Raw genomic sequence first — 20,253 nt, forward strand, 5'->3', positions numbered from 1 at the left:
GTAGTGAAGAGCCCCTCATCACGAGGGGCTTTTTCTTGGGTGACTGGCTGAGCCTTGCACGGCAAGCACCGAGCCCATCTGATCGGTTGCCAGCGGGCCGCCGGCTTTGGTGTCGTCTGTACTCAGCTCTGCCAGCGGTTGTTCCGCATTACGTAAGATTGCGCGATGGTGAGCGCCTTCTTTCACTGTGACAAGCTTGTCGCCCTGGTAGAAGAACAGCGTACTGTTTGATGCTTTGCTCATTGTTCAAGTCCCTACCGTGCTGGATGAATGGAGGTCGCTTGAAACCCATTGTGAACAGCGGCAGGGATTTTGATACTGGCAGAAATACTAGTTTTACAGCCTCACACGAAACCTGTGGGAGCGGCTTTAGCCGCGAAGAGGCCAGCTCAGGCAACGCAAGGCTTGAAGCCCTTAATGCAACGTCCGCGGCTCAGAAGGCAACTGGACCTGGATCAAGGCTGCCTCAAGCAGTGCTCGCAACGCCTCTAGTTCATGCATCGTCGCCATGATCAGTACCGAGCATGGCGACTTGGGCTGCAGCAGCACCGCCTGCTGCGCGACCGTTTGCGCGCACAGGGCGTACTCCGCGGCCTGGATGAGTGTGTCTTCAGACAATTGGTGGCAGCGGTACATGGGTTGACAGACCGGTAGGTGAACCAAAACCCGGCGCACACAAAGTGCCCCATGCACAGCTGCCATAACAGCGAAGCCATGTGATTCATACCAAGGCGGCCTGTCAAAGCCGGTCGCTGATTTCGCAGCGACCGCCCGAGACTAGAGCCCAACCCAGATCATCGCAATGGCTTGTGCGACTTGGGACTGTAATTCAGAAACGTCCTACAGGTAAGTGGAAAAAACGGAATAGGTTGTCGAGATAGGCACGCTGCAATACTGGTGGGGCAGGGCCTAAATCAGTTTGGTTTTTGTTGCCCGGCGCCACGATGGGGCCCATGCATAGCTGCCATAAAAGTGAACTATGTAAGTCACTGTCCCGTCGTTTTCATGTAGGAACTTAACAATTTTTATCAACTCCGGCGAGTCGAAAAATTTTGTTCGGATACGTTGGTTCTGTAATTTTTGTCGTCATATTGGTCGTCACGAGTTCTTGTTGGACTGGTCCAGTTTGCTTCTTTTCTGGTATTGCCTTGTGGGGTATAGTTAGGTTTTTTGGCTGCGGCTAATGCTTGCTTGGCTTTTGTAAAGTGGGGGAATAGATGCATGTGGTCTTTGTCTAGATATTTGTTTACTCCTGCTGCCTTTCTTTCGCTTCTTTTATAAATTTTTTCAAGTTTTCTTGCGGTCTTGTTAATCGTAGGCTGTATTGGATTTCCTCGGCTACGCCCTTCCTCAATTAAGTCGTTGAGGGATTTGGTTTTGTTTATTATTTCATTTTTTTTGTCTGCTATGATGCCAAGGCGTTGGTCTTTTTTTGTTTGGGTATTACGAAACCACGTTCTAGGCTTAAAGATAGACCACATGCCCGTTTCGTCTTTTCGATTCATGGGGTCATTCAGGCAGTACGTGAAAGCGTTTATCCCGCCTCTGCCAAATGGGCTTCCAGCATTGTCCGGGGCGATGAATCGTCCAATTTCAGTGCTGAATCCACGGTGTCCTTGGCCTAGAAGATAAAGGTGCATGTTTTCCAGCATGTACTCGCCGTTGTATCCTATAGCTGCGAATTCTGCTGGTAGTTTGTGGTTATATCCAAAGGCGGTGTAGCTGTGATTGATTTGCATATCGTCAGGCGTTCTCACGCTAAGCACTGAGCCCATTTCATCTGTTGCGAGAAGCACGGTGCTGCTTGCTTCTTGTTCAGATAATTCAGCAAGCGGGAGCGCTTCAATTCGCAGCATTGAACGCTTTTGATCGTTTCCAATGACAGTCGTTAGTTTGCTGGTCTGGTAGAAATATTTGGCGGTACCAGGACTGATTTTCATCGGCGTGCTCCCGTTTCTGCAGTAGGCCCCAAAAATGTATGAGGTGGGTACTGCGATTATCTTGAGTACTTTGAGCAATTGGCTACTGGCAGAAATATCAGGTGTGCGCCTGTCTGGGCTCGGAACAATCACTCAGATTTCCAGTCAAATCCGCTGTTTCCCAGGCCATGCCGGCCAACGAGGTCCCTCCCGATGAAAGTACTCACCCTGGCAACCCTGATGACCCTGGCCGCAAGCCCGGTGTTCGCCTTCAACCTCAGCGACGCCGCCAACGCCGTATCCGCCATGCAAAACCAGCAACAGCAAGGCCAGGTACAGGCGCCCCAGGCGCAGGCCGATTTGCTCAACACCCTGGGTAGCCAGTTGAACATTACCCCCGAACAGGCCGTCGGCGGGGCGGGGGCGATGTTGGGGTTGGCACGCAACAGTCTGAGCAGCGAGGACTATGGCCAGCTAACCAAGGCGGTACCGGGTCTGGACCTGTTGTCGGGTGCCAATGCCCTGGGCGGGCTAAGTGGCTTGGGGGATTTGCTGGGCAGCAACAAGGGTAGCCAGTCGGCCTTGGACAAGGCATTGGGTAACGACGTGCAGAACCGCAGCGACCTGGACAATGCCTTCAAGGCGCTGGGGATGGATATAGGGATGATCGGCCAATTTGCGCCGTTGATTCTGCAGTATCTGGGGCAGCAGGGGATTGCCGGGTCGTTGTTGCAGAATCTGGGGAGTTTGTGGACTGCACCGGCGCCGTTGGCCCATCCTTCGGTCTGATCGTTTTGTAGCGCCAGTGTCGGCCTATCGCCGGCAAGTCGGCTTCCCACTGGGATATCACTGGCTTCAGGCGTGGCGCTACACCTGCGGGAGCGGCCTTGCCGGGGCACCGAACCAATCGGAAAGGACCGCTTACTTACAGATAACTATGCAGCGTGTAGGATTTCATCAAGTCGACTTTCATTAGATTAATCCAATTCATTAGTAATGCATATAAGTTTTCAGCGCGTTATTAAGTCTTCGGATTCGATATTGTGCATCCTTCAGCCATACGGCGAGTTTGAGTTTTTCTATGTTGTAACGGTTTTCATCGAAACCTTGGCTTAGGGCGAAGTGCAATGTAGAAGGATCATTGAGTTCGTTGAGTATGCGCTTCTTTCGCTTAATGCGCTTGCGGAACGCTTCAATATAAATAGATAAAGACTGAATTTCTTTCTCGCGAAATTTTATGTCGGCGATTGGTTCTGCGGGGTATCTATGGGTCTGTGGCTGCAGATTAAAACTAACAGTCTTCTTTCTCGTCTTAAAGGCTAAGGCTGGGGCGCTGGCTTTCAACGGACGGTTTGCGATTGCCTGCACCGCAGGCTTGATTGTACGCGGCGCTACCTGCTGAATTGGCTGGCGTGACTGACTCTCCCAAAAATGCTGTAAACGAGCGAAGGTTCGATGTTGGCCTGTATCATCCCGGAAATTGAGAGGGTCACAGGCACAGTATGCGTAGGCGTTATAGCCGCCTTTCCCGAATGGGCTGAGATGATCGGGGCTATAGAAACGCATCGGGGCGGGGCTGTAATACCGGTAGCCTTGCCCCAATGCATAGGTGCCCGCGGGCGGATCGTACCAATTTCCATTGAAACCAATCAGGGCTGCTCGAGGTGTTTGTTCGCCGGTGTAGCCATAGGGGCTGTAGATAAAAGCTGACAATTTCAATGAAAGAACCTCGCTATGAGAAGTTGTGTAAGTGCTCGTCTTTGCAAGGCCAAGTACGACTAGTGAAATTATCTTAACAATGGCTTCAGATGAAGATCGGGTACGGGCAGTCTGCACCGTTGATTTGTGATACCTGGGGCAGTAGCGGATTGCTGGGTCACTGCTGCAGAGCTTGGGCAGCCTCGGACTTAACCGGCACCAGTGAATGCGCGATCGGTACGGTTTAACTGGACATGGGAGGAGTCAGGAATGGAACCAACTGGCCATCGCCCTGTTCACTCGGTCTTCTTGTTTTGGCACTTCACGACGGATTCTAGCGAGACTAGCAAGGTACTCCGAACGCATTTCCGGGTTATGCAGTTGCTTCAGATACTCTGGGGCACGCGCAAGTGCCAGATTCGCCTCGTGCAGCTCCCTGGCCAGAGTTACGACTTCACCCAATGTCACGCTTGGATTTCTCCGATCTTCAAACGGCATCCGACCACCGTTTGCCAATGGATTTCTATTGGCACGTGGCTGCTGATTGTTCGGTGTTGGCGGTGATGGATCGGTGTGCGAATTGTTTCCGGTCTGCAAGCGCTGCCTGTTGAGGGAGCGATTGAGGTGCTGGGCCGTTTGTGGGGGAGGAGCATCGGCTGTCAGTATTGTGGGATGGCGGCGTATTCGATTGAAACCGGCATGCCCGTCTGGATCTACGTTGTTTATGGAGTCTCCCGCGCAATAGCTATAGGCATTCACTCCCCCTTTGCCGAACGGGCTCCAGCTATCAGGTGCAAGAAATCGCCTCAGGCCTGGGCTGTAGGCGCGATAACCATTGCCTAGCAGGTAGTTGCCGGTAAGGCTGTCTTCTCGCTCGCCATTGAAGCCAAGCATGGACACCTTGCTTACTTGATTCCGGTGGTGCCCGTAAGGGCAATAAGCACGCAGAGCTGCTGACATAGAGCCTGGCCTTGCAAGACGGTGATCCCTAGTCTTGGTCTTTCCGAAGCCTGGCACAACTAGCAGAATTATCAGTACATACCGCTGGCAGCAAGCTACTTTGAAGCGCCAGCACGCCTAACGGGCTCCGGTGCCGGTAGTACAATCACGAATGTGAAAATTTGGAGGGGTCAGTGCTGTTATCGCAGCCCTGAAGCTTGGTGCAGTACCTGTAGAAGCGCCCCAGCAAGGCCGCTCCTACACGAGATCGCGCAAGCCCGAGTAAGCGGAGTTAGGCTGTTTCTGTGAAGTCCACCAGGCGCACCGGGCGGCGGAAGCCGGCGGTCAGTACCGCCAGGTAAGCCAGGCCCAAGGCAAACCAGCACAGCCCGATCACCAACGTCAGTGCCGACAGGCTGGTCCACAGCCACAGGGTCAGCGCCAGGCCCACCAGCGGCACCAGACCGTAGCACAGCAGCCCCTTGAGGTTGCGCTGCGCCCCGTCATCCATCAGGTGGGTCTTCACCACCGCCAGGTTCACCGCCGAAAACGCTACCAGCGCACCAAAGCTGATCAACGAGGCCAGGGTCGCCAGGTCGATCACCAACGCCAGCAGCGAAAACGCCGACACCAGCAAAATGGCGAACACCGGGGTGCCGAACCGTGGCGACAGGTAACCGAAGCTGCGCCGCGGCAGCACGTTGTCACGGCCCATGGTGAACAGGATGCGCGACACTGCCGCCTGCGAGGCCAGCGCCGAGCCCAGGCTGCCGGCAACAAAAGCTGCGGTGAAGAAGTTGGCCAGGAACTGCCCACCCGCCTTGAACATCACCTCGTTGGCCGCCGCATCGGCATTGGCGAAGGTGGTGCCCGGCATGACCAGCTGGCTGACATAGGCCAGTACGGTGAACAGTACGCCAGCGAACAGGGTGGTGAGGATGATCGCCCATGGCACGTCGCGGCGGGCATCGCGGCATTCTTCAGCCAGGGTCGAAACGGCATCGAAGCCGAGGAACGACAGGCACAACACCGCCGCACCGGCCATCAGCGCGCCAAAGCCTGGTCGTGAGCCGTCACCCAGCAGCGGCGACAGCAGGTCGATCGGCTGGCCGGCCAGCGTTTGGCATGACAGCGCCACGAATACCATGATGAAGACGATCTGCGCGCCGACGATCAGGTTGCTGGTTTTGGCCACCGAATGGATGCCGACCACGTTGAGCACGGTGACCAGGGCGATCGAGGCCAGCGCGATGGACCACGCCGGGATGGCCGGGAAGGCGATATTGAGGAACAAGCCGATCAACAGGTAGTTGATCATCGGCAGGAACAGATAGTCGAGCAGCAACGACCAGCCCGCGAGAAAGCCGATGTTGGGGCCGAAAGCCATGTTGGTGTAGGAGTACGCCGAGCCTGCCACTGGGAAACGCTTGACCATGAAACTGTAGGACGCTGCGGTGAACAGCATGGCCACCAAGGTGACCATGTAGGCGCTGGCGGTGCGGCCGCCGGTCAGCTCTGTCACGATGCCATAGGTGGTGAAGATGGTCAGCGGGACCATGTACACCAGGCCGAAGAACACCAGGGCCGGAAGGCCGAGAACACGGCGAAGCTGAGCGGAGTTGGAGCTGGGTGGGTTGGCCATCGATCGATCCAGAGCGTTTTTTTAGTTGTGCTTTGGTCGATTTTTATCCACTTGCGTGGGGGATGACAAAAAAGTAATCCTTATGTTGATTATTAGCCTGGGTTTTAATCGGATTGTTGGGCTGCCTGAGCGGGCCGCGGGTGGCAGCCCAAGCCCGAAGATAGCACCACCCTGCGTAGGAGCGGGTTCACCCGCGAAGAGGCCCCACCAGGCGGTAAAGACCTCAGCCCATCTCCCCCCGCAGTTGCTCGATCCGCTGGTCCTTGTCCCACCACAACTGGTTCACCCAGGCCTGCACGGTCTGGCGGAATTCAGGATCGTTCTCGTAATCCCCCGCCCACAATCCAGGGTCCAGCTCACGCACCTGAATGTCGATAATCACCCGGCTAATGCTGCCATTGAGCAAATCCCAGAACCCCGGCGCCTTGTTGCCTGGGTACACGATGGTCACGTCCAGCAGCGCATCGAGCTGATCACCCAGTGCCGCCAGCACGAACGCCACGCCACCGGCCTTGGGCTTGAGCAGGTAACGGTATGGCGACTGTTGCGCCTGGCGCTTGGCGTCGCTGAAGCGCGTGCCTTCGAGGTAGTTGACCACGGTCACCGGCTGGCGCTTGAACAGCTCGCAGGCGGCCTTGGTGATCTCCAGGTCCTTGCCCTTCAGCTCGGGGTGCTTGGCCAGAAAGGCCTTGCTGTAGCGCTTCATGAACGGGTAATCCAGCCCCCACCAGGCCAGCCCCAGCAGCGGTACCCAGATCAGCTCTTTTTTCAGGAAGAACTTGAAGAACGGCGTGCGCCGGTTGAGGCTTTCGATCAGGGCCGGAATGTCCACCCAGGACTGGTGGTTGCTCACCGCCAGGTAGGAAGTGTCCTTGCGCAGGTTCTCGACGCCGCGGATATCCCACTGGGTGGGGATGCACAGGGCAAAGATGGCCTTGTCGATTTCCGACCAGGTTTCGGCCACCCACATCACCGCCCACGAGGCATAGTCACGGCCACGGCCCGGCAACACCAGTTTGAGCAGGGCGAAGACCAGCAGCGGGCAGATCAGCACCAAGGTGTTGAGCAGCAGCAGGCTGGTCGTAAGAATGCCGGTAAGCAGGCGACGCATAAGGAAACTCTTGTTGTATGAAGTTGGCAGGGCGCAATGATAAGCAGCGCCGTGGCCTACGCCAAATGTCCAATGCCCGGCGGCAGGAACAAATGTTTCACAACATGTTGGATAACCTTGTGACAACGAACCTATCCTGCCAGTGCAGTCTAAGCACTGACCTCTTTGAAGGAAGCCTGCCTGTGAAACCTTTGCTTGCCCTGTTGTCGTTGTTGTCACTGCCGGTAATGGCCGCCGACCCTACCCTCTACGGCCGCTACGAGAACATCGCCCTGCCCGAGCTGGGCGAAACGTTGAAAGCCAAGATGGATACCGGCGCCTTTACCGCGTCGCTGTCGGCCAAGGATATCGAGTTGTTCACCCGCGATGGCGATGAGTGGGTGCGCTTTCGCCTGGCGACCAAGGACGCCGATGGCAAAGTTTACGAGCACAAGGTCTCGCGTATCAGCAAGATCAAAGGGCGGGCCGATGAGGAAGACGAAGGGGATACGCCGGAAGTTTCCAAGCGCCCGGTGGTCGACCTGCAGTTGTGCCTGGGTGACGTGAAACGCACTGTCGAAGTGAACCTGGTGGACCGCAGCAACTTCAACTACCCGCTGTTGATTGGCTCCAAGGCGCTGCGCGAGTTCAAGGCGGCGGTCAACCCGGCGAAGAAATTTACTGCTGGCAAGCCAGACTGCTGATAGGTAGCTTGAGGGAGGGCAAACAGGTCGGGCGCTGATTGGATCAGGATTGGGCAGTTGTTTCCTGTGGGATTCCGGTGAGGCCTTCGCGGGCATGCCCGCTCCCAGGTACTGCACAGCTCTCGAATACTGTGATGTCCCTGTGGGAGCGGGCGTGCCCGCGAAGAGGCCCTTCAGGCCTGCGGAGAAGTGGCGACCATCGACGGCCGCTTGCTCACCTCGGCATACCACGCGGCCAGCCCGGGCTGGTGCTCGCGCCAGCCGAACTCGGGCTGACGCAGGTCCAGATACCCCAGCGCACAGGCCACGCCTATCGCCGCCAGGTCGAACCCGGACATCAGCTCAGGCAAATGCTCCTGCTCCAGGTTGGCCAGGCTACGGCGAATCTTGTCGCCCTGCGCCTGCAGCCAACCGTCCCAGCGCTTGTCTTCAGGCCGCAGGAAGCTTTCATAACGGCACGATACCGCTGCATCCAGGACCGCATCGGCCTGCGACACCAGCGTCAGGCGCCGCCAGCGCGCCGAGCCTTCGCGTGGCAGCAGCGGCAGGCCGACGTGCTGCTGGTCGAGGTACTCGCAGATCACCCGGCTGTCGTGCAGCACGGTGCCGTCCTCCAGGCGCAGCGCCGGGATCTTGCCGATCGGGTTGCCCTGGTTCAGCTGCGGGTCGCCGCTCACCGGGCTGATGTTGACCGGCTGCAACTGCACCCGCTGCAGCTGGCCGGTTTCGTGCAACACGACCATCACCTTGCGCACGAACGGCGACAAGGGCGAGTGGAACAGCGTCATCGTGCTCATGCTTCAGTTACCTTGCAGGCTGGGTGGCAGGCACACGCCGGTACCGCCGATGCCGCAATAGCCGTCCGGGTTCTTGGCAAGGTACTGCTGGTGGTAGGCCTCGGCGAAATACACCGTCGGTGCCTGATCGATTTCGGTGGTGATTTCGCCGAACCCGGCCTTGCTCAGCTCGGCCTGGAAGGCGTCACGGCTGGCCTTGGCCTGTTCCAGCTGTTCCGGGCTGGTACAGTAGATGGCCGAGCGGTATTGGGTACCGACATCGTTACCCTGGCGCATGCCCTGGGTCGGGTTGTGCAGCTCCCAGAACATCGCCAGCAGTTCGCGGTAGCTGACCTTGTCCTTGTCGAACACCACCAGCACCACTTCGGTGTGGCCGGTCAGGCCCGAGCAGACCTCTTCGTAGGTTGGGTTCGGGGTAAACCCGCCGGCGTAGCCCACCACGGTGCTGACCACCCCTTCGCGCTGCCAGAAACGGCGCTCGGCACCCCAGAAGCAGCCCAGGCCGAAGATGGCGAAGTCGATGCTGCCTTCGAAGAACGGGCCGAGCAATGGGGTGTCCTTGAAGACGTAGTGGAACTCGGGCAGGCTCATTGGCGTTTCGCGGCCAGGCAGGGCCTGTTCCGCGGTAGGCATGACGTTTTTGTTCACCAGGATTTCCGAACGCAGGACCATGGCCGTTCCTCTGTGTTTAATCAGTTGGATAGGTTTTGGGGCTTTCGCGGGCATGCCCGCTCCCACAGGATGAACGTTGTGGGGAACCTGTGGGAGTGGGCGTGCCCGCGAAGGGGCCCGAATGGCTTCTATAGTGCCCGAGGTTTACGCCGCTGTCAGGCCACCGGTCCACGCGGATAGCGCTTCAACCGCTCGGCCAGCTCGCGCCCCGGGATCGGCCGGTCGAACAGGTAGCCCTGGCCCACATCACACCGGTGCCTGCGCAAGAATGCCAACTGCTCCGGGGTTTCGATGCCCTCGGCCACCACCTTCAGCTTCAGGTTGTGGGCCATGGCGATCACTGCCGAGGTGATTTCCATGTCGTCCTGGTTGTCGGGGATCTCGTTGATGAAGCTACGGTCGATCTTGAGGATGTCGATCGGAAACTTCTTGAGGTAGCTCAGCGACGAGTAGCCGGTGCCGAAGTCGTCCATGGCCAGGGTCAGCCCCAGGGCCTTGAGTTCCTCCAGCTGGCGGTGGGTGTCTTCGCTGGCTTCCAGCAGCAAGCCTTCGGTCAGCTCCAGCTCCAGCAGGTGCGGGGGCAGGGCTTCTTCCTTGAGGATGCTGCTGATCGACGCCACCAGGTCCGGGTCGGAAAACTGCTTGGGCGACAGGTTGATGGCCACATGCAGGTTACCCATGCCAGCGGCGCTCAATTCCTGGCTCATGCGGCAGGACTGGCGCACGACCCACTTGCCAATGGGGATGATCAGGCCGGTTTCCTCGGCCACGCTGATGAACTGGTCCGGGCGGATCATGCCGCGCTCGGGGTGGTTCCAGCGCAGCAGCGCCTCCAGGCCCAGCAGGCGACCGCTGCGCAGGCACAGCTTGGGCTGGTAGAACACCTCCAGCTCGTTCTGGGTCAGTGCGCGCCGCAGGTTGTTCTCGACGAACAGCTTGTAGCTGGCCTCGGCATTGAGCACTTCGGTGAACACCTGCACCTGGTGCTTGCCGTTGGCCTTGGCCTTGTGCAGCGCCAGGCCGGCGTTTTTCATCAGGCTGGCCGGGTCACTGCCGTGCAAGGGTGCATAGGCCAGGCCGACCGAGGCGGTAACGTTGATCAACTGGTTGTCGACGAACATCGGCTTGTCGAGGGTGCGCAGCAACTGCAAGGCCACGCCCTGGCCATCTTCCAGGATGGTGTTGTCCAGCAGCACGGCGAACTCGTTGCTGGCAAAGCGTGCCAGGATACCGCCGCTGTGCAGGCTGTTGCGCAGGCGCCGGGCCAGGCTGATGAGCAGCTTGTCGCCGGTCTGATGCCCAAGGCTGTCGTTGATGCGCTTGAAGTTGTCGATGTCTACCAGCAGCAGGCACATCGAGTGTTCGCCGTCGCGGGCAAAGCGCTCATCCAGGCTGCGAATGAACGCCGGGCGGTTGCCCAGGTTGGTCAGGTTGTCGGTGTACGCCAGGCGTTCGATGCGCTGCTGCGCCAGTTTGGTCTGGGTGATGTCTTCATAGATGCCGATGTAGTGGGTCAGCTCACGGTTGTCGCCGTACACCTTGGAAATCGACAGCTGCCCCCAGTAGGGCTCGAGGTTCTTGCGCCGGCTCTTGAATTCGCCTTGCCAGCTGTTGCCCATGGCCAGGCTCGACGGTGAGTCGAACAACAACTCATTGAGGTTTTCCAGCGCCGGCAGCTCGCCGAGGTGGTGGCCTTGTACTTCGTCGGTGCTGTACTGGGTAATGGCGGTAAAGCTTGGGTTGACGTACTCCACCCGGCCATCGCGGTTGACCAGCAGGAACGCGCTGGCGCTTTGTTCGACCGCACGCTGGAACAGGTGCAGGGCGTTGGCTGCAGCGCGGCGGTTGTGGTTGGTGATGACCTGGGCGAACTGGTCGGCCAGTTCGCCGGCGAAGGCGATTTCATCCGACTGCCAGGCCCGCGGCTGGCCGGTCTGTTCCAGGCACAGCACACCCACCACCTGGCCGTCGACACGAATGCTGGCGTCGAGCATGGCCTTGTTTTCCGGGCACAGACTTCGTGCCAGCTCACGGGTGCGCGGGTCATGGCCGGCGTTATGGGCATCGATGGCGCGGCTGGCGTGCAGCGCGTCGAGGTAGTCCGGGAATCGGCTGGCGTCGATGGCTTCGGGGCGGCGGTGTTCCTGGGTGTCGCGTTTCCACGCGGTGATCGGCTCCAGGCGCTGGTCTTCCAGGTGCCAGATGCTGGCGCTGTCGACGTTGTAGATTTCGCAAGCGCTCTGGGTGATCAGCTGGGCGGCTTCCAGCAGCGAGTTTTCGGCACTGTAACGTTGGCGGGCCAGGCGCAGGATCAGGTCTTGCTGGCCGCGCACGCGCTCCAGGTGCTCGAGTTGCTCCTGCTGGGCGCGCTGGTTCAGTTGCAGGGCCAGCTGCAGGCGGTTGTTGCGCGACTCCAGGTCGTTGGCATCCTGCTCGGCGGCGTCGTGCGGCTGGTCGTCGAGTACGCTCAGGTAGCCACGCAGCAGCAGGCGGTTGTGCTGCTTGTAGGCTTCACCCGCCTCCAGCAGGCGCAGTGCGGTATTGGGCGTATGCAGGGTATAGCGCACCCGGTAGTAACCGCGCTGGGCCAGTTGCTGCTGGATCTCGTCGTGCAGGCGGTAGCGTGCCTCGGGCTCCATCAGGCTGGCGTAGGGCGCATCGAACTGTGCGCACAAGGTGCCGGCATGCAGGCCGAATTGCCGCTCGCAGGCTGGGTCCAGGTAAAGCATGGCCCAGCTGGCTTCGTTGAGCCGTTCGAAACGCAGCATGCCCAGCCGCGAGGGCACGGGTAACGGCGTGACGACCTCGGCCGCCACACGGCTGGCGGCATCGGGTTGGCTTTTCATCGAAGACTCGCTTGAAGAGGGAATGCTGCGTAGGGCCGCTGCGGGTCTGGCAAGGTTGCATCATGTGCCGAGGGCTGGCAAGCAGCCATGTGTGATGCTGTGTAGGGGTTATCGGCGGCCTGGCCGGAATCTGTAGTTTGGCCTGGTTTTCCGGCGGGCAAAAAAAGCCCCGCCAATCGACGGGGTTGAGGTACGAGCGTGGCAGCTCGAAAAAGGAACTGCCCCTGCATGCAGGGGCAGTGGGCCGCCTTACAGCAGCATGGTGCGGATGTCGCCCAGCACGTCGCCCAGGCGCTTGGTGAAGCGCGCGGCGGCAGCGCCGTTGATCACACGGTGATCGTAGGACAGCGACAGTGGCAGCATCAGCTTGGGCTGGAAGGCCTTGCCATCCCAGACCGGCTGCATGGTTGCCTTGGACACGCCAAGGATCGCCACTTCCGGCGCGTTGACGATCGGCGTGAAGCCGGTGCCGCCAATGTGGCCGAGGCTGGAGATGGTGAAGCAGGCACCTTGCATCTCGTCCGCCGAGAGCTTCTTGGTACGGGCTTTTTCAGCCAGCGCCGCAGCTTCGGCAGCCAGTTGCAGCAGGCTCTTCTGGTCGACGTTCTTGATCACAGGGACCAGCAGGCCGTCCGGGGTGTCCACGGCGAAGCCGATGTGCACGTACTTCTTGCGGATGATGGCCTTGCCGCTTGGCGCCAGCGAGCTGTTGAAGTCTGGCAGTTCCTTGAGCAGGAATGCGCAGGCCTTGAGCAGCAGTGGCAGCACGGTCAGCTTCACGCCAGCCTTTTCGGCTACGGCCTTCTGCGCCACGCGGAAGGCTTCCAGCTCGGTGATGTCGGCGGAGTCGAACTGAGTCACGTGCGGCACGTTCAGCCAGCTGCGGTGCAGGTTGGCGGCACCGACCTGCATCAGGCGGGTCAGGGCCACTTCTTCCACTTCACCGAACTTGCTGAAGTCCACGGCAGGGATCGGCGGGATGCCGGCGCCACCGGTCGCGCCGGCAGCTGCCGGGGCGCTCGATGCCTTTTGCATCATCGCTTTGACGTAGACCTGCACGTCTTCCTTCAGGATGCGGCCGTGCGGGCCGGTGGCCGCGACTGCGCCCAGGTCGACACCGAATTCACGGGCCAGTTGGCGCACCGCCGGGCCTGCGTGGACCTTGGCGTTGCTACCGGCAGCCGGCGCGGTGGTAGCCGGCGCAGGGGCTGCCGCCGGGGCGGCAGCAGGTGCGGCAGCCGGGGCAGCCTCAGCCTTGGCCGGGGCAGCGGCGGCAGGTGCCGGGGCAGCAGCAGGTGCTGCGCCAGCGACCTTCAGCTTGAAGATCAGGTCGCCAGTGCCGACTTCGTCTTCCAGCTTGCACAGGACTTCTTCGACCACGCCGGCAGCCGGCGACGGGATTTCCATGGAGGCCTTGTCGGACTCCAGGGTAATCAGCGACTGGTCGGCTTCGACGGTGTCGCCGACCTTGACCAGTACTTCGATGATCTTGGCTTTGCCCGACGAACCGATGTCTGGCACGTGGATGTCCTGCACGGCGGCGGCAGCCGGTGCAGCCGCTGCCGCTGGGGCAGGGGCGGCTTCAGCGGCCGGGGCCGGGGCTGCAGCCTCGGCCGGTGCAGCGGCTGGCGCCTCAGGGGCCGCAGCAGCGGCGCCCTCGGCTTCCAGCACCAGCAGTTCGTCGCCTTCCTTCAGGCGGTCGCCCAGCTTGACCTTCAGCTCCTTGATGACACCGGCCTTGGGCGCCGGGATCTCCATGGAGGCCTTGTCGGACTCCAGGGTCAGCAGGCTCTGGTCAGCCTCGATACGGTCACCGACCTTGACGAACAGCTCGATGATTTCACCTTCACCGCTGCCGATGTCAGGTACGCGAATGAGTTCGCTCACTTAAAAATACTCCTCAGCAGTCCAGTGGGTTGCGCTTGTCCGGGTCGATGCCGAACTTGACGATAGCGTCTGCAACAACCTTGGGTTCGATCTCGCCACGGTCAGCCAGGGCTTCCAGGGCAGCCAGCACCACGAAGTGGCGGTCAACTTCGAAGAAGTGACGCAGCTTCTTGCGGCTGTCGCTGCGACCGTAACCGTCGGTACCCAGTACCTTGAACTCTTTGCTCGGTACCCACTGGCGAATCTGCTCGGCGAACAGCTTCATGTAGTCGGTAGAGGCAATGACCGGGCCTTTGCGACCGGCCAGGCACTGCTCGACGTAGGTCTCTTGTGGCTTCTGGCCAGGCTTCAGGCGATTGGCGCGCTCTACGGCCAGGCCGTCGCGACGCAGTTCGTTGAAGCTGGTGACGCTCCACACGTCGGCACCGACGTTGAACTCTTCACGCAGGATCTTCGCCGCCTCGCGCACTTCGCGCAGGATGGTGCCGGAGCCCATCAGCTGTACGTGGTGTGCCGCTTCGCGGGTGTCTTCTTCGAGCAGGTACATGCCCTTGATGATGCCTTCCTCGACACCGGCCGGCATGGCTGGCTGCTGGTAGGATTCGTTCATCACGGTGATGTAGTAGAAGATGTCCTGTTGCTCTTCGGTCATCTTCTTCATGCCGTCCTGGATGATCACCGCCAGCTCGTAGCCGTAGGTTGGATCGTAGGTGCGGCAGTTCGGGATGGTGCCCGCCATCATGTGGCTGTGACCGTCTTCGTGCTGCAGGCCTTCACCGTTGAGGGTGGTACGGCCGGCAGTACCGCCGATCAGGAAGCCACGGGTGCGGCTGTCGCCAGCGGCCCAGGCCAGGTCGCCGATACGCTGGAAGCCGAACATCGAGTAGAAGATGTAGAACGGCAGCATCGGCTGGTTGTGGCAGCTGTACGAGGTACCGGCAGCGATGAACGACGACATGGCGCCGGCTTCGTTGATGCCTTCTTCCAGGATCTGGCCCTTCTTGTCCTCGCGGTAGAACATCACCTGATCTTTGTCGACTGGCTCGTAGAGCTGGCCGACCGACGAGTAGATACCCAGCTGGCGGAACATGCCTTCCATACCGAAGGTACGGGCTTCGTCCGGGATGATCGGCACGATGCGCTGGCCGATGTCCTTGTCCTTGACCAGCTGCGCCAGAATACGCACGAAGGCCATGGTGGTGGAGATTTCGCGGTCGCCCGAGCCGTCCAGGATCGCTTTCAGCGTTTCCAGTGGCGGGGTTGGCACGCTGAAGCTCTTGGCCCGGCGCTGAGGCACGAAACCGCCCAGGGCAGCACGGCGCTCGGCCAGGTACTTGGCTTCGGCAGAACCTTCTTCGGGCTTGTAGAACGGCAGGTTCTCGAGGTCGGCATCCTTGACCGGGATGTCGAAGCGGTCACGGAAGTGACGCAGGCTGTCGACGTCGACCTTCTTGGTGTTGTGCGCGGTGTTCTTGGCTTCGCCGGCACCGGTACCGTAACCCTTGATGGTCTTGGCCAGGATGACGGTCGGCTGCTCTTTGTGGTTCACCGCTTGGTGGTAAGCCGCGTAGACCTTGTACGGGTCGTGGCCGCCACGGTTGAGCTTCCAGATCTCGTCGTCGGACAGGTCTTCGACCATGGCCTTGAGTTCCGGGGTGTTGAAGAAGTTCTCACGAACGTACGCGCCGTCTTTGGCTTTGTAGTTCTGGTACTCGCCGTCGATGACTTCGTCCATGCGGCGCTGCAGGGCACCGTTGGTGTCCTTGGCCAGCAGTGGGTCCCAGAAGCGGCCCCAGACGACCTTGTTGACGTTCCAGCCACCGCCACGGAACACGCCTTCGAGTTCCTGGATGATCTTGCCGTTGCCGCGAACCGGGCCGTCGAGGCGCTGCAGGTTGCAGTTGATGACGAAGATCAGGTTGTCCAGCTTCTCGCGGCCGGCCAGGGCGATTGCACCCAGCGATTCCGGCTCGTCGCACTCGCCGTCGCCCATGAAGCACCAGACTTTCTGCTTGCCGGCAGGGATGAAGCCGCGCGCTTCCAGGTACTTCATGAAGCGGGCCTGGTAGATGGCCTGGATCGGGCCCAGACCCATCGAAACGGTCGGGAACTGCCAGAAGTCAGGCATCAGCCATGGGTGCGGGTACGAAGACAGGCCGTTGCCGTCCACTTCCTGGCGGAAGTTGTTCATCTGCTCTTCGTTGATGCGGCCTTCCATGAAGGCGCGGGCATAGATGCCTGGGGAGGCGTGGCCCTGGAAGAAGATCAGGTCGCCGCCGTGTTCTTCGGTCGGGGCCTGGAAGAAGTAGTTGAAGCCGATGTCGTACAGGGTGGCGCTGGAGGCGAAGCTGGAGATGTGTCCGCCCAGGTCCGAGTCTTTCAGGTTGGTACGCATGACCATGGCCAGGGCGTTCCAACGCACCATCGAGCGAATGCGGCGTTCCATGAACAGGTCGCCAGGCATGCGTGCTTCGTGGGTGACAGGGATGGTGTTGCGGTATGGCGTGGTGATCGCATACGGCAGCTGGGAACCACTACGGGTGGCCAGCTCGCCCATACGGGTCATCAGGTAATGAGCGCGGTCTTCGCCTTCTTTGTCGAGGACCGACTCCAGGGCATCCAGCCATTCCTGGGTTTCGATTGGATCGAGGTCTTGCATGGCTTGCTCCAGGGCGGAAAGGCAACCAGAATCGATTGCCTGAGATTGCGACTGGCCTTATGGGCAGACGTCGTGAATTCTTGGATTACCGGGGTGTCGTCCGGCTCGTTGTAGTTTTACTACATTTGCTTGCGCATTTCATGCTTTTACACGACACGAGTAGTAGTAAAACTACAATTGTGCGACGTTTGGTCGCACATTGGCTTGTGAGGAAAAACGTTCATGTTGGTTGGTATTGTGTCGCGAACGGGTGTTTCTTGATGTTTGTTGCCAATTTTGCATTTTTTTCAGCTATTTCCAACTTTTGTACGACAGTCCAACCGTGGTCCGGCTTCCCCTTGGCCGCTTTTTTCCCTCTATTTCACGCCGATCAAGGATAGACCATGCGCCTACCTTTGCCCTCCGATCTGCCTGCCAGCTTGCAGCCGCTGGTTTCTCGCAACCAGCAGTTCCTGCGCGATGCCGTGGCGGCTCACCCCGAACTGGACCTGAACGATTGCAGTGCAGCCCAGCGGCACCAGTTCGACCAGGTGGCCGCGGCCAGCGACTTCGTGCTGGGCGTGGCCCAGCGCGACCCGGCCATGCTGTTTGCCCTGCTGGCCAGCGGTGAGCTGGAACGGCGCTATGCCCCGGGGGAGCTGCGCGGGCAAATTGCCGCGGCGGCGCAGGCGGCGCAAAGCGAAGAGGAACTGGCGCGCAACCTGCGCCGCGCGCGCAACCGGCAGCAAGTGCGCATCATCTGGCGTGACATTACCCGCCAGGCGGAACTTGGCGAAACCTGCCGCGACCTGTCGGACCTGGCCGATGCCTGCATCGACGAAGCCTACCAATGGCTTTACCCGCGCCACTGCCAGCAATTCGGGACGCCCATCGGCAACCGCAGTGGCCAGCCGCAGCACATGGTTGTGCTGGGCATGGGCAAGCTGGGCGCGGTCGAACTCAACCTGTCCTCGGACATCGACCTGATCTTCGGTTTCCCCGAGGGCGGTGAAACCGAAGGGGTCAAGCGCTCGCTGGACAACCAGGAGTTCTTTACCCGCCTGGGCCAGCGCCTGATCAAGGCATTGGACCCGGTGACCGTCGACGGCTTCGTGTTCCGCGTCGACATGCGGTTGCGCCCTTACGGCTCTGCCGGGGCCCTGGTGCTCAGCTTCAATGCCCTGGAGCAGTATTACCAGGACCAGGGGCGCGACTGGGAACGCTACGCCATGATCAAGGCTCGGGTGGTGGCCGGCGATCAGGCTGCTGGCGCGCAGTTGCAGGAAATGCTGCGCCCGTTCGTGTACCGCCGCTACCTGGACTTTTCCGCCATCGAAGCGCTGCGCACCATGAAGCAGTTGATCCAGCAGGAAGTCCGGCGCAAGGGCATGGCCGACAACATCAAGCTCGGTGCTGGCGGCATTCGTGAGGTCGAGTTCATCGCCCAGGCGTTCCAGCTGATCCACGGTGGGCGTGACCTCAGCCTGCAGCAGCGGCCATTGCTCAAGGTGCTGGCCACCCTCGAAGGCCAGGGCTACCTGCCGCCGGCAGTGGTGGCTGAGCTGCGCGAAGGCTATGAGTTCCTGCGTTATACCGAGCACGCGATCCAGGCCATCGCCGACCGCCAGACTCAGATGCTGCCCGAGGGCGAGACCGATCAGGCGCGGGTCGCCTTCATGCTTGGCTTTGCCGACTGGCAGAGCTTCCACGACCAGCTGACGTACTGGCGTGGCCGCATCGACTGGCATTTCCGCCAAGTCATTGCCGACCCGGACGATGAAGACAGTGAAGGCGAGTTGGTGGTGGGCGGTGAGTGGTCGCCGCTGTGGGAGCAGGCCCAGGACGAGGAAGCGGCTGGTCGCCAACTGGAGGAGGCCGGCTTCAAGGCGCCTGTGGACGCTTTGCGGCGCCTGGCCGCGTTGCGCTCAAGCCCGCAGCTGCGCTCCATGCAACGCATCGGGCGTGAGCGCCTGGATGCCTTTATTCCACGCTTGCTGGCGCAAGCGGTGGAGCACGACAACCCCGACCTGGTACTCGAGCGGGTATTGCCGCTGGTAGAGGCGGTGGCGCGGCGTTCGGCCTACCTGGTGCTGCTGACGGAAAACCCGGGTGCATTGCGCCAACTGTTGACCCTGTGCGCCGCCAGCCCCTGGATCGCCGAGCAGATGGCCCGCTACCCGCTGCTGCTCGATGAGTTGCTCAATGAGGGCCGCCTGTTCAGCCCCCCACTGGCGCCAGAGCTGGCCAGCGAGCTGCGCGAGCGCCTGACGCGCATCCCCGAAGACGACCTTGAGCAGCAGATGGAGGCGCTGCGCCATTTCAAGCTGGCCCACAGCCTGCGCGTGGCGGCCTCGGAAATCAGCGGCAACCTGCCCTTGATGAAGGTCAGCGACTACCTGACCTGGCTGGCCGAGGCCATTCTTGACCAGGTGCTGGCGCTGGCCTGGCGCCAGACCGTGGCCCGCCACGGTCAGCCCAAGCGCAGTGACGGCAGCCTGTGCGACCCAGGGTTCATCATCATCGGCTACGGCAAGATGGGTGGGCTGGAACTGGGCCACGGCTCGGACCTGGACCTGGTGTTCATCCACGATGGCGACCCGCAGGCGGAAACCGACGGGGCCAAGCCGATCGACAGTGCGCAGTTCTTTACCCGCCTTGGCCAACGCATCATTCACCTGCTGACCACCCAAACCAACTCGGGCCAGCTGTATGAGGTGGACATGCGCCTGCGCCCGTCGGGGGCTTCGGGCCTGCTGGTCAGTTCGCTGGGGGCCTTCGAGCGCTACCAGCAGAACGAAGCCTGGACCTGGGAGCACCAGGCCCTGGTGCGGGCCCGTGTGCTGGTCGGTTGCAAGCAGGTGGGGGCTGCGTTCGAGGGTGTTCGCGCCAAGGTGCTGGGCCAGGCCCGTGACCTTGGGAAGCTGCGCAGCGAAGTGAGCGAAATGCGCGCCAAGATGCGTGACAACCTGGGCACCAAGGCCACCGCCGCCGGGACTGCAGCCAATGCCTTCGAGGCTGGCATGCCGTTCGATATCAAGCAGGATGCCGGCGGTATCGTCGATATTGAATTTATGGTGCAATACGCCGCTTTGGCCTGGGGCCACGAGCACCCGGCCATACTCCGATGGACCGATAACATCCGCATTCTGGAAGAGCTGGAGCAGGCAGGTTTGCTGCCAGCCAGTGACGCGGTGCTGTTGCGTGAAGTGTACAAGGCGTTCCGCTCGGCCTCGCACCGCCAGGCCCTGCAGAAACAGGCCGGGGTGATCGATGCGGCGCAGTTTGCCGATGAACGCCGTGAGGTGCGGCGGATCTGGGGTGAGCTGGGTTTGACTTGAGAATGTTGGGGCCGCGTTGCGGCCCATCGCGACACAAGGCCGCTCCTACAGGAGAACGCATTCCCTTGTAGGAGCGGCCTTGT

15 protein-coding genes are annotated in these 20,253 nt (G+C 60.5%); 3 read left to right on the plus strand and 12 right to left on the minus strand.

What is annotated here, in order from left to right:
* Positions 1 to 18 precede the first annotated feature (18 nt).
* From L1P09_RS01505 to L1P09_RS01515, 3 genes are all read right to left on the minus strand, one after another.
* Entirely contained in the window at positions 19 to 243 is a 225-nt protein-coding gene (locus tag L1P09_RS01505) for a hypothetical protein (RefSeq protein WP_082414565.1), read from the minus strand.
* Between the two features lie 171 nt (positions 244 to 414).
* Positions 415 to 636 carry a hypothetical protein gene (locus L1P09_RS01510; protein WP_192441479.1) on the minus strand — a complete coding sequence of 74 codons (222 nt, stop codon included), beginning with the start codon at positions 634 to 636 and terminating at the stop codon, positions 415 to 417.
* A gap of 392 nt (positions 637 to 1,028) precedes the next feature.
* Positions 1,029 to 1,940 (minus strand): RHS repeat-associated core domain-containing protein, encoded by a 912-nt coding sequence (locus L1P09_RS01515; RefSeq protein WP_235768349.1) that lies wholly within the window; start codon positions 1,938 to 1,940, stop codon positions 1,029 to 1,031.
* 192 nt (positions 1,941 to 2,132) lie between these two features.
* Here L1P09_RS01515 and L1P09_RS01520 point away from each other — a divergent pair, with 192 nt between their 5' ends.
* Positions 2,133 to 2,708 (plus strand): DUF2780 domain-containing protein, encoded by a 576-nt coding sequence (locus L1P09_RS01520; protein WP_054904290.1) that lies wholly within the window; start codon positions 2,133 to 2,135, stop codon positions 2,706 to 2,708.
* A 201-nt stretch (positions 2,709 to 2,909) separates the two neighbouring features.
* On the opposite strand, the gene L1P09_RS01525 is transcribed toward L1P09_RS01520, so the two are convergent.
* The 4 genes from L1P09_RS01525 to L1P09_RS01540 form a co-directional block, all read right to left on the minus strand.
* Entirely contained in the window at positions 2,910 to 3,638 is a 729-nt protein-coding gene (locus L1P09_RS01525) for an RHS repeat-associated core domain-containing protein (RefSeq protein ID WP_235768351.1), read from the minus strand.
* Between the two features lie 243 nt (positions 3,639 to 3,881).
* Positions 3,882 to 4,577 carry an RHS repeat-associated core domain-containing protein gene (locus tag L1P09_RS26275; protein WP_115293274.1) on the minus strand — a complete coding sequence of 232 codons (696 nt, stop codon included), beginning with the start codon at positions 4,575 to 4,577 and terminating at the stop codon, positions 3,882 to 3,884.
* A 271-nt stretch (positions 4,578 to 4,848) separates the two neighbouring features.
* Positions 4,849 to 6,198: an APC family permease gene (locus tag L1P09_RS01535; RefSeq protein ID WP_235768353.1), complete on the minus strand. Its 1,350-nt coding sequence runs from the start codon at positions 6,196 to 6,198 to the stop codon at positions 4,849 to 4,851.
* A gap of 223 nt (positions 6,199 to 6,421) precedes the next feature.
* Positions 6,422 to 7,309 (minus strand): acyltransferase, encoded by an 888-nt coding sequence (locus L1P09_RS01540; RefSeq protein ID WP_054904286.1) that lies wholly within the window; start codon positions 7,307 to 7,309, stop codon positions 6,422 to 6,424.
* 182 nt (positions 7,310 to 7,491) lie between these two features.
* On the opposite strand from L1P09_RS01540, the gene rloA2 reads away from it, so the two are divergent.
* Positions 7,492 to 7,992 carry a retropepsin-like aspartic peptidase RloA2 gene (rloA2, locus tag L1P09_RS01545; protein ID WP_009682544.1) on the plus strand — a complete coding sequence of 167 codons (501 nt, stop codon included), beginning with the start codon at positions 7,492 to 7,494 and terminating at the stop codon, positions 7,990 to 7,992.
* Between the two features lie 173 nt (positions 7,993 to 8,165).
* Here rloA2 and L1P09_RS01550 read toward each other — a convergent pair whose 3' ends face one another.
* The 5 genes from L1P09_RS01550 to aceE form a co-directional block, all read right to left on the minus strand.
* A complete protein-coding gene (locus tag L1P09_RS01550; protein WP_054904285.1) occupies positions 8,166 to 8,789 on the minus strand; it encodes a glutathione S-transferase in 624 nt (207 codons plus the stop codon).
* A 3-nt stretch (positions 8,790 to 8,792) separates the two neighbouring features.
* Entirely contained in the window at positions 8,793 to 9,461 is a 669-nt protein-coding gene (msrA, locus tag L1P09_RS01555; RefSeq protein WP_054904284.1) for a peptide-methionine (S)-S-oxide reductase MsrA, read from the minus strand.
* 155 nt (positions 9,462 to 9,616) lie between these two features.
* Positions 9,617 to 12,307, minus strand: coding sequence for a putative bifunctional diguanylate cyclase/phosphodiesterase (locus L1P09_RS01560; protein WP_192441493.1), 2,691 nt, complete (start codon positions 12,305 to 12,307; stop codon positions 9,617 to 9,619).
* 249 nt (positions 12,308 to 12,556) lie between these two features.
* Positions 12,557 to 14,194 carry a dihydrolipoyllysine-residue acetyltransferase gene (gene aceF / locus L1P09_RS01565; RefSeq protein ID WP_235768354.1) on the minus strand — a complete coding sequence of 546 codons (1,638 nt, stop codon included), beginning with the start codon at positions 14,192 to 14,194 and terminating at the stop codon, positions 12,557 to 12,559.
* A 13-nt stretch (positions 14,195 to 14,207) separates the two neighbouring features.
* On the minus strand, positions 14,208 to 16,853 hold the full coding sequence (gene aceE, locus L1P09_RS01570; protein ID WP_235768356.1) for a pyruvate dehydrogenase (acetyl-transferring), homodimeric type: 2,646 nt from the start codon (positions 16,851 to 16,853) through the stop codon (positions 14,208 to 14,210).
* A gap of 383 nt (positions 16,854 to 17,236) precedes the next feature.
* On the opposite strand from aceE, the gene glnE reads away from it, so the two are divergent.
* Positions 17,237 to 20,170 (plus strand): bifunctional [glutamate--ammonia ligase]-adenylyl-L-tyrosine phosphorylase/[glutamate--ammonia-ligase] adenylyltransferase, encoded by a 2,934-nt coding sequence (gene glnE, locus L1P09_RS01575; protein ID WP_235768358.1) that lies wholly within the window; start codon positions 17,237 to 17,239, stop codon positions 20,168 to 20,170.
* Positions 20,171 to 20,253 lie beyond the last annotated feature (83 nt).

The organism is Pseudomonas juntendi (assembly GCF_021560075.1).
Taxonomy (GTDB): Bacteria; Pseudomonadota; Gammaproteobacteria; order Pseudomonadales; family Pseudomonadaceae; genus Aquipseudomonas; species Aquipseudomonas juntendi.